The organism is Cytobacillus solani (genome assembly GCF_006704205.1).
Lineage (GTDB): Bacteria > Bacillota > Bacilli > Bacillales > Cytobacillaceae > Cytobacillus > Cytobacillus solani.
On sequence record NZ_CP041305.1, the window covers coordinates 4,961,219 to 4,974,161 of the forward strand.

The 12,943-nt window shown below is 38.7% G+C and carries 14 protein-coding genes; all 14 read right to left on the bottom strand.

Annotated features, from left to right (window positions below; translation table 11 throughout):
- Positions 1 to 67: 67 nt before the first annotated feature.
- Positions 68 to 940, bottom strand: coding sequence for a ribosome biogenesis GTPase YlqF (ylqF, locus tag FI644_RS24920; RefSeq protein WP_053475646.1), 873 nt, complete (start codon positions 938 to 940; stop codon positions 68 to 70).
- Between the two features lie 121 nt (positions 941 to 1,061).
- A complete protein-coding gene (gene lepB, locus FI644_RS24925; protein ID WP_053475645.1) occupies positions 1,062 to 1,613 on the bottom strand; it encodes a signal peptidase I in 552 nt (183 codons plus the stop codon).
- A gap of 204 nt (positions 1,614 to 1,817) precedes the next feature.
- Entirely contained in the window at positions 1,818 to 2,162 is a 345-nt protein-coding gene (gene rplS, locus FI644_RS24930; protein WP_053475644.1) for a 50S ribosomal protein L19, read from the bottom strand.
- 139 nt (positions 2,163 to 2,301) lie between these two features.
- Entirely contained in the window at positions 2,302 to 3,039 is a 738-nt protein-coding gene (gene trmD / locus FI644_RS24935) for a tRNA (guanosine(37)-N1)-methyltransferase TrmD (protein ID WP_181758224.1), read from the bottom strand.
- Complete coding sequence (gene rimM, locus FI644_RS24940) at positions 3,039 to 3,557, bottom strand: ribosome maturation factor RimM (protein WP_053475642.1); 519 nt, start codon at positions 3,555 to 3,557, stop codon at positions 3,039 to 3,041. Before rimM ends, trmD begins: the two co-directional genes overlap by 1 nt.
- A gap of 14 nt (positions 3,558 to 3,571) precedes the next feature.
- Positions 3,572 to 3,958, bottom strand: a complete 387-nt coding sequence (locus FI644_RS24945) for a YlqD family protein (protein WP_056684086.1) — start codon at positions 3,956 to 3,958, stop codon at positions 3,572 to 3,574.
- A gap of 241 nt (positions 3,959 to 4,199) precedes the next feature.
- A complete protein-coding gene (locus FI644_RS24950) occupies positions 4,200 to 4,430 on the bottom strand; it encodes a KH domain-containing protein (protein WP_053475640.1) in 231 nt (76 codons plus the stop codon).
- Between the two features lie 11 nt (positions 4,431 to 4,441).
- The gene (rpsP, locus tag FI644_RS24955; RefSeq protein WP_053475639.1) at positions 4,442 to 4,714 is read right to left on the bottom strand and encodes a 30S ribosomal protein S16; all 273 of its coding nucleotides are present in this window, start codon (positions 4,712 to 4,714) and stop codon (positions 4,442 to 4,444) included.
- Between the two features lie 108 nt (positions 4,715 to 4,822).
- A complete protein-coding gene (ffh, locus tag FI644_RS24960; protein WP_053475638.1) occupies positions 4,823 to 6,175 on the bottom strand; it encodes a signal recognition particle protein in 1,353 nt (450 codons plus the stop codon).
- 11 nt (positions 6,176 to 6,186) lie between these two features.
- Complete coding sequence (locus FI644_RS24965) at positions 6,187 to 6,519, bottom strand: putative DNA-binding protein (protein ID WP_053475637.1); 333 nt, start codon at positions 6,517 to 6,519, stop codon at positions 6,187 to 6,189.
- Positions 6,520 to 7,069: 550 nt separating this feature from the next.
- The gene (gene ftsY, locus FI644_RS24970; protein WP_053475636.1) at positions 7,070 to 8,056 is read right to left on the bottom strand and encodes a signal recognition particle-docking protein FtsY; all 987 of its coding nucleotides are present in this window, start codon (positions 8,054 to 8,056) and stop codon (positions 7,070 to 7,072) included.
- Positions 8,057 to 8,070: 14 nt separating this feature from the next.
- Complete coding sequence (gene smc / locus FI644_RS24975; protein ID WP_053475635.1) at positions 8,071 to 11,637, bottom strand: chromosome segregation protein SMC; 3,567 nt, start codon at positions 11,635 to 11,637, stop codon at positions 8,071 to 8,073.
- Positions 11,638 to 11,686: 49 nt separating this feature from the next.
- Positions 11,687 to 12,427 carry a ribonuclease III gene (gene rnc / locus FI644_RS24980; RefSeq protein WP_053475634.1) on the bottom strand — a complete coding sequence of 247 codons (741 nt, stop codon included), beginning with the start codon at positions 12,425 to 12,427 and terminating at the stop codon, positions 11,687 to 11,689.
- Positions 12,428 to 12,647: 220 nt separating this feature from the next.
- A complete protein-coding gene (locus FI644_RS24985; RefSeq protein ID WP_053475633.1) occupies positions 12,648 to 12,881 on the bottom strand; it encodes an acyl carrier protein in 234 nt (77 codons plus the stop codon).
- Positions 12,882 to 12,943: the final 62 nt, after the last annotated feature.

The window sequence follows — 12,943 nt, forward strand, 5'->3', positions numbered from 1 at the left end:
GTATCGGCGTTTAGGAAAAAAAATGAAGGCCTTCTATAAGGAGAAGGCCTTAAGTACTAGATTGTATTTATTGCTCATTGGATAATTCTAATAAGTCCTCAGGGCGCTCCAAGGTAATGGCTCCTAATTTCTCTGAGCGAAATTCTCTAATCACCAGTTCTGTTACTTTATCATAATCGATTTCGCCGCGTCCCATGAGGCATCCCCTCGACTTTCCAATTGCATCGAACAATTCTACAATGTCTTCAGGAATGACTTCAATTTGAAATCGCTCTTTCAATCGATCAGGATATTTGTTTTCCAGAAAACGAAGAGCAAAAACAGCGATATCTTGTAGGTTTAAAATTGTATCCTTTATTGCACCCGTAAGGGCCAATTTTAAGCCGACTTCTTGATCTTCGAATTTCGGCCATAAAATTCCTGGTGTATCAAGTAATTCTAGTTCCTTCCCAACTTTAATCCACTGTTGTGCTTTTGTTACTCCAGGCATATTTCCTGTTTTAGCAATATTTTTCTTGGCTAGTCTGTTAATTAACGTGGATTTTCCTGCGTTTGGAATACCTACGATCATCGCCCGTATCGCTCTAGGTCTGACACCCTTCGCTCTCATGCGGTCAAATTTCTCCTGCAGTATCTCCTCAGATGCAGCAACAATTTCCTTCATCCCTTGTCCTGCTTGAGAGTTTATCGCAAGTGCCTTTATCCCTTTCTCTTTGAAATATTTAATCCATTGCTTTGTCGCTTCTTTATCAGCCATGTCCGCTTTATTAAGAAGAACTAATCTTGGTTTATGTTGAATGATTTCATCAATCATTGGATTTCGAGAGGAATATGGAATTCTAGCATCGACAAGTTCAAAGATGATGTCTACAAGCTTTAGTTTTTCTGTTACCTGTCTGCGGGCTTTCGCCATGTGACCCGGAAACCATTGAATGGTCAAGGCTGCCACCTCCATTTTTAAAATTTTGAAATTCTTAATGATGAATAATGATACTTATTGAGGAGAGAGATGAGAGGTTGATGAGAAGCAAACAGTCTTAAACTGATTGCTTTCTCATCGTTTATTTTACAATACGAATATCTTCTATTGGCCAATAAATAATCCCTGTATTCCCTAGTACTTTTTCCATTGGAACCGCCCCAATATGTCGGCTATCCTTACTGTATCTGCGATTATCACCCATAACGAAAAGATGACCTTCAGGAACAGTTTCCGATCCTATTTTTTCTTCAAGAGTAAATGGTTCAGTTAACGGTCCATCAATTACTTGTTTTTTGTATTCATCAAGGTATGGTTCTTCATATGCTTTTCCATTCACAAAAAGCGTGTCATCTTTATACTCGATTCGATCACCTGGGAGACCAATGACTCTCTTTATGTAATCTTTATTTTCGGGTGCATGAAAAACAATGATATCGAACCGTTCAGGCTTGCCGATTTTATAACTGAACTTATTCACAATCATTCGATCCTGATCATGCAACGTAGGCATCATCGACAATCCATCGACTACTATTGGTGCAAATAAAAAGTATCGGATTACTGCCGCTAACAATACCGCAATAATAAGTGCCTTTGTCCATTCCCACAGTTCATTTTTCTTCTTAGCCATTATTTCCCCACCATTCTCTTGTAAAAATATCCATCCAAAAACAATTCGCTTTTAATTGGATCGCTTTATTCCTCTATTATATATTACAAAAATCTCCCTGAAAAATCAGGATGGGAGCCTTATATATTTATTATTGATCAAATGTGTTAATTTATTTGCTAAGAAAAAGGAGCTTGTTGAACAAGCTCCTTTCCGCTTTTCTTATTATCGAATTTCTTTAATACGAGCTTTTTTACCACGTAGGTTACGTAGGTAGTAAAGTTTCGCACGGCGTACTTTACCGCGGCGGATAACTTCAAGCTTCGCAATCTTTGGTGTGTGTACAGGGAATGTACGCTCTACGCCTACACCGTAAGAAATCTTACGAACTGTGAAAGTTTCGCTGATTCCACCACCACGACGCTTAATCACAACTCCTTCATACACCTGAATACGCTCACGTGTTCCCTCAACAATACTTACGTGTACACGTACAGTATCACCAGGACGGAAAGCAGGAAGGTCCGTACGAAGTTGTTCTTTTGTGATCTCTTCGATTAATTTATGCATCGTTTTCAACTCCTTCCAACAGATGCTCTTGCACATCATTTCTTCCAATTGCAGCGGAACATCTTTATAAGACAAAAACTGAAGTCTTCAGCCTAAGTCACAAAAAGTATTGTACCATACTTGGCAATCAACTTCAATGCTATTTATTCTCTTTTTTGATTTCTTCCAGCCATTTTTTCTGTACCGGAGATAATTCTATATGTTCAAGTAAATCCGGCCTTCTTAGCACAGTCCTTCTTAATGATTCCTTCGTCCGCCATTCATCAATAAGGCGATGATTGCCAGAAATAAGAACGTCAGGAACCTTCATTCCTCTGAAGTCTGCTGGACGTGTATAATGAGGATGTTCTAACAGACCAGTACTAAACGAGTCACTTAAGTGAGATTCTTCCTTTCCTAGCACACCAGGCAGGAGGCGAACGACGCTATCAATGACGACCATTGCACCAAGTTCTCCCCCTGTTAGCACAAAATCGCCAATAGAAATTTCATCGGTCACAACATGCTCCCGAATTCTTTCATCATAACCCTCATAATGACCACAAACAAAAATAAGGTGATCTAAATCGGCGAGCTCTTCTGCTTTTTTTTGGGTATATTTCTCCCCTTGCGGACAAAGGAGAATCACCCGAGGGGCTGAAGCACTGTTTTCACGTAAATTGGCAACAGCATCAAAAATGGGCTGAGGCTTTAATACCATGCCAGCGCCCCCTCCGTATGGGTAGTCATCAACCGTCTGATGTTTATTATCAGCATACGCTCTAAAATTCACTACGTTATATTCTACCGCTTGATTTTCCGCCGCTCTTTTTAATATTGATGACCCAAGTACTCCATCGAACATTTCCGGAAAGAGGGTAAGGACGTCAATTTTCATCATGACAGCAGCCCATCAATCGGATCAATGATTACATTCTTTGCCTTTACATCTACTTTCTTCACTACATCTTCTATATAGGGAATTAAAATGTCTTTCCCGTCTTTGCCTTTAATCACCCATACATCATTAGCACCAGGCGAGAGAATTTCACGGATTTTTCCGAGTTCCTCCCCTTCAAGTGTTGAAACTGTACAGCCAATGATTTCATGGTAGTAAAATTCATCCTCATCAAGCTGACCGAGCTGGTCTTCCGATACCTTTAATAAGCCACCCTTCATTTTTTCAATATCATTCATATTTTCATATCCTTCAAAGGTAAGTAAATCAAATGACTTATGTGTTCGATGTGACTTGATTATTAGCTCTATGGGTGCATTCGAGTCAGGCATAAACAATGTTAATTTATTTCCAGGCTTATATCGCTCATCAGCAAAATCTGTTTTTGAAATTACGCGTGCTTCTCCTTTAATTCCATGGGTATTCACGATTTTACCAACATTAAACCATTTTTCCATTCCGTATTTCACCTCTAACGTATTTCGTCAATGATGCCATCTTTTATAATGATCGTCTTTTCACTTTGCACAGCTTCCCAGCGATCGCCTACTTCTATTTCGATAATTGCCTTTACTTCCTTTTCTTTCAACTCGCTACCCAATGGTAGTATATGTAATTGTTCAATTTGAAAATCCAGCAGCTTTACTTTTTCTTCACGTTTTTGGATTTCTTGTTCGAAGTGTAGTTTTATGTTGTTTGGCTGATATTTTTTCGTTTTTTCTAGTTTTTTTAATTCAAATCGAAGCTGTTCGCACTCTTTTTTCAGCTGTTGTTTATTTTTCTCATAGCCTTCTAGCAGCGCTAATTTGCTTTTCTCTGTAAGAACTTGCTTTACCACGACAGATTGAAGTATTTTCAACTCATCAACGCCTCCCAAGGGCTGTGATCGTGTTCTAGCTTTCGTTAATTGCAAATGAAAACCTTTGATAATTGGAAAAAAAGGAGGGTATGAACCCTCCTTTCTTTCGCATTTCTTATTGTCCAGCTACAGCGCCTAGCCTCTCGAGGTCATAAGCCAATCTGCCAAGAAGGTTAAAGTACAACCTTCTCGCCAGCTCGTCTTATGCTTGTCGGGGCTGACCAAGGCGCTTTCGCATTTCTTATTCACTAATCTCTAAGAAGATTTTCTTCTGTTGTGAAGATCCTGCTGCATAGACAACAGTTCGAATTGCTTTCGCAACGCGCCCTTGCTTCCCGATTACTTTCCCCATGTCAGTCTTGTTGACAGAAAGCTGATAGGTCACGCGATTTTCATCTTCTAGAACCTTTACTTGAACATCTTCTGGAAAATCAACAAGGGGCTTCACAATCATTTCGATAAGTTCTTTCATTTGTTTATGAATTACTTACCGTTTTTTGCGTTATGGAATTTTTCCATAATGCCTTGTTTAGAGAAAAGGTTACGAACTGTATCTGATGGCTTCGCACCAGTTTGAAGCCATTTAAGAGCTAACTCTTCATTGATTTCAACAATTGCTGGTTGTGCAACCGGATTGTAAGTTCCTACTGTTTCAATGAAACGTCCATCACGTGGTGAACGAGAATCAGCTACTACGATACGATAGAAAGGAGATTTATTAGCTCCCATACGTTTTAAACGAATTTTTACTGCCATTATTAAAGCACCTCCGAATAGTTTCACACAAGATAGTATATTATCAGATTCCTAAATAGTTTGTAAAGGTTTTTTTCTTTACAGTTCAAAAAAATTTTTCTTTTTCACCTAAAAAGGATTAAATGGCAGCTTAAATCCGCCTTTTTTCTTTCCTTTTGGTGAGCCGCCTGTCATTTGTTTCATCATTTTTTTCATATCTTCAAATTGTTTAAGTAAACGATTTACTTCAGGAACGGTTGTACCGCTTCCCTTAGCAATCCGTTTACGGCGGCTAGCATTAATCGTTTCCGGATGTATTTTTTCATCCTTTGTCATCGATTTAATGATCGCTTCCACATGTGTAATTTGCTTTTCATCAACTTGGAGATTGTTCAAGCCTTTAATTTTGTTCGCCCCTGGCATCATTTTCAAGAGCTCATCAAGCGGTCCCATACTGCGAACCTGACCTAATTGTTCTAAGAAATCATCAAATGTGAAGGAAGCAGTTCGAAACTTTTGCTGCATTTCCTTTGCTTTTTCTTCATCCACATTTGCCTGAGCCTTCTCAATTAATGTCAGAACATCGCCCATCCCTAATATGCGTGAGGCCATCCGTTCTGGATGAAAGGCTTCAAGTGCATCTAGCTTTTCCCCAAGACCGACAAATTTTATCGGTGTTTCTGTTACGGCACGGATTGATAGCGCTGCTCCTCCGCGGGTATCACCATCAAGTTTTGTCAGCACAACACCTGTCAATCCAAGCTGTTCATTGAAGCTTTTTGCCACATTAACAGCATCTTGACCAGTCATTGCATCAACAACAAGAAAGATTTCATCCGGCTTAGAAAGCTCTTTAATTTGCTTAAGCTCGTCCATTAATGCTTCATCCACATGTAAACGGCCAGCCGTATCAATAAGGACATAATCATTATGATCTTCTTTTGCTTTTGCAATTGCTTGTTTTGCAATTTCAACTGGGCTTACCTGGTCACCAAGTGAGAAAACTGGCATACTCAGTTGTTTCCCTAGCGTTTCAAGCTGTTTAATCGCAGCCGGACGATAGATATCTGCTGCAACTAGCATAGGATTACGGTTGTATTTTTTTCTAAGCAAATTAGCTAGCTTACCGGTTGTTGTTGTTTTACCAGCACCTTGTAAACCAACCATCATAATCACGGTTGGCGGTCGGTTAGAAACAGCAATTTTACTTTGCTCTCCACCCATTAACTCGGTAAGTTCTTCCTTAACAACCTTAATAACCTGCTGCCCAGGCGTTAAGCTCTTGAGAACTTCTTGGCCGACAGCTCGTTCACTGACCTTTTTAACAAACTCTTTGACGACCTTAAAGTTAACATCCGCCTCTAATAGTGCAAGTCGAACTTCACGCATCATGTCTTTTACATCTGATTCATTAATCTTTCCCTTGCCGCGGATCTTCTGGATTGTATTCTGCAGTCGGTCGGCTAATCCTTCAAATGCCATCTTGCCGCCTCCTAATCTAATTTCTCAAGCTCAGCTACAGTCTCAATAATCGTTTCGTTTATAGGATTGTCTCCCTTAAGCATTTCCTTCATTTTGACAAGCAGCTTGCTCCGCTCTTGAAATTTCTGAAATAATAACAGCTTTTCTTCATACTCTTCAAGCATTGCTTCAGTTCGTTTAATATTGTCATAAACCGCTTGTCTACTTACATCATATTCCTCAGCAATCTCTCCAAGTGAAAAATCATCCAAGTAATAAAGGGACATATAGCTTCGCTGCTTTGGAGTCAACAACGATTGATAAAAATCGTAAAGATAATTCATTCTCGTTGTCTTTTCTAACATCCCTACTCCCCCTTGTTAAGTGAAAAGCCTTTACAATAGTAAGTTTACCCAGAAGCACTACACATGTCAACTAGAAAAGCGGAAGCGACTTGCTTACCCCAAACAATCATCAGACGAATAGGTGGAGAGAAGTTCTTTTCTTCCCATCAAATACTTGGGTTATGACCTATAGCCCTAGGTGCCGCAGCTATTCAAATAGAAATATATAGGAGACAGTTCTTATGATTTCTTGCTTCCAATAGTCATTTTGGCCGTTCTTCAAGTGTAATCATTTTCTCTGTCTTTGCCTTTTTTCTTTTACCTTCTATGAGAAGCTTCTTAACTAGCCCATTTTAATAAAATTAAAAACAGTCATTGAAAATTAATGCTTCATAGTCCCCGCCTGGCTATTAGTAATCAGTCAATAAATAATATGCTTTCGTTTTAAGGTTCGTTCTCGATTTCCTCCTAGGAAAGTTCAAGTGAGACGTAGATCTATTCCCATCCCCCTACTTTTGTGAATATAAAAGCAGCTGGACCATCGGTCCAGCTGCTTACATTTCTTTATTTTTTATGCTTCCTCTTCAACTAAGTCTGCAAATAACCCATATACATATTGTTCCGCATTAAATTCCTGTAGATCATCCATTTTCTCACCGAGACCAACAAATTTTACTGGAATGTTTAGCTCATTTCTAATAGCAAGAACAATTCCACCTTTTGCTGTCCCATCTAGCTTTGTCAATACAATTCCGCTCACATCTGTTGCTTCCTTAAAGGTTTTGGCTTGGATCATTGCATTTTGACCTGTTGTTGCATCAAGAACCAATAATACCTCATGCGGTGCACCCGGAATTTCACGTTCAATGACGCGCTTCACTTTTTCTAGCTCTTTCATTAGGTTCACTTTGTTTTGCAATCGACCAGCTGTATCACAAATAAGGATATCTGCATGACGGGATTTGGCAGCTTGTACGGCATCAAACATAACAGCAGCAGGATCTGACCCGGCACCTTGTTTAATGACATCAACACCTACTCTTTCTCCCCATACCTCAAGCTGTTCGATCGCACCAGCACGGAACGTATCACCAGCAGCTAACAAAACCTTTTTTCCTTCATTCTTAAATTTATGGGCAAGCTTTCCAATTGTAGTTGTTTTTCCTACACCGTTCACACCAACAAATAGAATAACAGTTAAGGCGTCATCTTGCATATTTAATTCAGCAGAACCTTCCCCGCCTGCTTCATAAATTTCAACAAGCTTTTCTGAGATCACACTTTGAACCTCTTGCGGATCTTGGATGTTCTTGCGCTTTACTTCCATTTTTAATTCTTCCACAAGCTTCATAACAGTATCAAAGCCCACATCTGCCTGGATTAAGATTTCCTCTAGCTCTTCAAAGAAATCCTCATCTACTTTGCGATATCTCGCTACTAGATCATTTACCTTTCCAGAAAAGTTATCCCGTGTTTTCGCTAATCCATCTTTAAACTTTTCTGTTACACTATCTGTTTGCTTCGTAATTTTTTCTTTTAATTTCTTAAAAAAACTCATGTTTTCACTTCCTTTTATTGGGTAACTAACTCCTTCGTTTCTTCCAAACGAACAGAAACTAATTTAGAAACGCCTGATTCCTGCATCGTTACTCCATATAATACATCTGCCTCTTCCATCGTGCCTTTCCGATGAGTAATGACAATAAACTGTGTTTCTGTGCTGAATCTTTTTAAGTATTGGCTAAATCGGGATACATTCGCTTCATCAAGCGCTGCTTCTACCTCATCAAGAATGCAGAATGGTACAGGACGCACTTTCAAAATCGAAAAGAGCAGGGCGATAGCTGTTAATGCGCGTTCCCCACCCGACAAAAGTCCAAGATTTTGTAACTTTTTTCCTGGGGGCTGAGCAACAATCTCCACACCTGTATTCAATAAATCTTCTGGATTCGTTAATTTCAGGTCGGCTCTGCCTCCGCCAAATAATGAGCAAAAAACGGTCTCAAAATGATAGCGTATTCCCTCAAATGTTTCTTGGAAACGTTTTTTCATTTCCGTATCCATCTCGTCAATTACTTGAAATAATGTATCTTTTGCTTCTTGGAGATCATTTTTTTGCTCAAGAAGAAATTCATACCGTTCAGACACACGGTCATACTCTTCAATTGCGCCAAGATTCACAGTACCAAGCTCTTCGATAGCCAATTTAATCAGTTTTACTTTTTTCCTCGCTTCATCTGCTGGAATCGTCAATGGATATTCTTCCTTCGCAGCATCGAATGATAGCAAATATTCTTCGCGCAAATGTGTTAATCTATTTTCCAATTCAACGTCAAGTCTGTTCAGCTTTACCTCTTCATCCTTTAATGCTTCAGTCATCCCTTTATGCTGTCTCTTGAGCTCTTTTGTTTCTAGCTCTATATCTTCAAGTGCAGATTGCAGCTTTAAACGTTCTTCTCTTCTCGATGAAATTAGTTTAATTGTTTCTGTTTTATCCTGAAGCTTTCTTTGGGCTGCATCTTCAAGCTGCTGTTCTCCTGAAAAGCTATTTGTCATTTCTGAAGATAATAATTGTAAATCCTCTTTAATGGTTTCTAGCTTTTCTTTGTTTAATGACAATTCTGAGGAAAGAGCCTCGAATTTATCTTTCACATGGTTCAATTGCTCTGTTTTTGAAGCAAATTTTACTTTTAAATCATTTATTTCAGTATAAAGCGTTTCCTTGGAGGTTTGCTGCATGTTTTTCTGATTAGTAAGCCTATTAATTTCTAAATCATAGGAAATTATCTGATTTTCAATTTCCGACAGCAACATGTCGAGTTCAGACTTTCTTGTTATTAATCTTTCTTTGTCCTCGGAAAATTGTGTCTTATCAAGATCATACAGAGATAACCTCTCATTCAAGCTTTTTTCTTCAAATTCTACTTCACGAAGATCGCCCTTTACAGCTTGTTCCTTTAATCGAAGCTCTTCGCCTGTTTTTCTAAGCATTTCAAGATTTTCTTCAAGCTTTTGAATATCTGACTTTAACATTTTCACTTGCTCTTCCATGCTAAGCGTTTTCGTTTCCATGTCATTAATTCTTGTCTTTAATTCCTCTAGCTCGCCTTTTCTGCTAAGGATGGAGGAAGTCTTTTGTTTTAAGGCTCCCCCTGTCATCGACCCACCAGGATTAACCACATCCCCATCAAGTGTGACGAGTCGCACACGATACTGAAGGATCTTCGCCAGTTCATTTGCACCTGGTAAATCTTTCGTTATCACTACATTCCCAAGCAAATTATGAATGGTTTCATTGTACTTTGGATCCGTTTCAATTAATTTTGCGGCAACACCAATGTATGAAGGATGATGTTGAATAGACTGAAGTTGGCTAGGGTTTATGGTCTTTCCTTTTATTACATTAAGAGGAAGGAATGTGGCTCTTCCATAAGAATTTTTTTTCAAGTATTGGATTGCATCCCTGCCATCCTTTTCGGATTCAACAACGATGTGCTGTGTTGCTCCTCCTAAGGCTGTTTCAATGGCCGTTTCATAATCCTTCGGTACTTGAATTAATTCAGCAACGGCCCCTTCGATTCCGTTTAGTTTGCTACCGCGTGCCTTAAGAACCTCTTTTACACCTTGAAAGAAGCCTGAATATTCATCTTCCATTTCCGCAAGCATTTCTTGTCTGGATTTTGCCTTTTGTAAATATTGATAAGCCTGATAAAGAGTTGTTTCTTGTTTTTGGTAATTATTTTTTGCCGCTTCCAGCCTTCTTTGTACATCTCTATATTTCTTTACTTGCTCGTCCAATTCATTCTGAACATTTAAAAGGTGAGATTGAACAGTTTCCTTCTTTTCAATGATTGCTATCCGCGTTTGAATGAACGCTTCATTGTCTTTTTCAAGCCTGGATGTCCGATAACCCAATTGATCTTCCTGCTGTTCAATGTTTTGCAGTTCATTTTTAGCTGCCGCTTGTTTACTTAAAACTTCAATGTAGTCACTTTTAAGTGTTTCAATCTTTTCCTCTGTATTCTCGCTAAACAATTTAAGCTGATCCTGCTTTTTCTTTAATTCCTTTTGCAGCATAGAGGCAGCTTGTTCTATTTCTAATAATAAGTGTGATTGTTTTTCTTTTTCTTTCGTCAATTCCAAATCTTTATCTGTCAATTCTTCTAGACTTCGATGAAGCTGATCTTTATTCTGAGAGGCATTTTTCTTTCTTTCTTTAAGAACTTCTTTTCTTCCTTCAAGCTTTTCAAGCTCCTCACTTGCATGGAGCAGAACATTCTGTAAATCATTAATTGATTCATCAATTGCTAGTGCATGATCTCTTAATTCTTCAATTTTTGCTTCCTTGCTTTGCAGTGTTGCTGAATGCTTTATTTCATTTTGCTTGTGAAGTTCTAATTCCCTCGAAAGTTTCTCCCATTTTGAATGTAAATCCTCAATTTCGAAAACAGTAAGTGCCACTTCTATTTTTTCTAGTTCTTCCTTATGTTCTAAATAATCCTTTGCAATGGATGCCTGTATTTTCAATGGTTCTACTTGAGTTTCTAATTCATACACAATGTCATTCACACGGTTTAAATTCTCTTGCGTTTCAGAAAGCTTTCCCTCTGCTTTCTTCTTTCTTGTCTTATATTTAAGGACCCCAGCTGCTTCTTCAAAAATGGTTCTTCGCTCTTCGGCCTTACTGTTAAGAATCTCTTCCACTCTTCCTTGACTTATGATGGAAAAAGCTTCTCTTCCTAAACCAGAGTCCATAAATAAATCAACAATATCTTTTAACCGGCATGACTGTTTATTTATTAAAAAATCACTTTCTCCTGAACGATAAACTCTTCTTGTCACGCTCACTTCATTATAATCAATGGGCAGACGCTGATCCTCGTTATCTAAGGTGAGCGTAACTTCTGCAAAGTTCAGTGCTTTACGCGAATCGCTCCCAGAAAAAATAATATCTTCCATTTTTGCACCGCGCAAAGATTTGGCTGATTGCTCCCCCAATACCCAGCGGATCGCATCAGTAATATTGCTTTTCCCGCTTCCATTCGGTCCCACAACTGCTGTGACACCGGGAACAAAATCAACCATGATTCTCTCAGCAAACGACTTAAATCCGACAACATCTAACCGTTTTAAAAACAACTGCTGCTCCCCCTCACTCCAGGGCATTACCTCCCTAGTACTTTTGTTTTTACGTATGACTTTTTAACACCTCAAGTGCCATCTGGGCAGCGTGCTGCTCTGCTTCTTTCTTCGACCTGCCTGTACCAATCCCTAATTCTTTTCCATTCATTGATACTCTTGATACAAATTCACGATTATGTGCAGGGCCTTTTTCTTGTAAAATTTTATATTCAATCAAACCAGTGCCATCCCGTTGAATGAGCTCTTGAAGCTGGCTTTTAAAATCCATCACATGCGAAAATGCTCCCGAATCAATTTTCGGAAAGACAACTTTTTCGAGAAAACGAATAACAGTTTGCAGCCCTTGATCCAAATACAAAGCACCAATAAAGGCTTCAAATACATCAGCAAGCAGGGCAGGTCTTTCTCTCCCCCCAGTCATTTCCTCACCTTTCCCTAAAAGAATTAATGTCCCAAACGACAAGTCATGTGCAAATGCTACTAACGAAGGCTCACATACAACAGCAGCCCTTAATTTTGTTAATTCTCCTTCACTCATCATTGGATATTTAAGGAATAGAAAATGGGAAACAGTTAACTCAAGAACCGCATCACCTAAAAATTCTAGTCTTTCATTGTCTTCATGTGGTTTACGGCGATGCTCATTTACATACGATGAATGGGTGAACGCTTGCTTTAGCAGTTTTTCATTTCGAAATTGGATTCCTAGCTTATTCTGAAATTCTTTAAATTGCTTATCTGTTGAACGAAAAATGCGTTTTTCTTTGTCTTTCCCATTATTGTGCATATTGTTTCACCCTTGTTAGTTATTAAATTGTTTTCTATCAATAGCTATTCCCGTTTTCACAGAATAAAGCCCCGTTTCGAAACGGAGCTTTAAGAATACCGTATTTACTGTCCACAATTACCTAAAAAATAACCTAGGTAATAATGGACAGGAAATACGAATTTTTTAGTGCAGTGAGGGCATGTAGCCCTCACTGAAAAAGTTTAATTGTATCCCTAGATTATTGTTTCGCTTGTATGTAGTTAACAGCATCACCAACTGTTGCAATCTTTTCAGCGTCATCATCAGAGATTTCCATATCAAACTCATCTTCTAATTCCATTACTAATTCTACAACATCAAGGGAATCAGCGCCAAGATCATCTTTAAATGAAGCTTCAAGCTTAACCTCTGATTCTTCAACACCAAGACGGTCTACGATAATCTTCGTTACGCGTTCTAATACATCTGCCATACTTATTCACCTCCCCTCAAGACATTATAGAGTATTTTTAACAATTAATAAATGCTCCATAA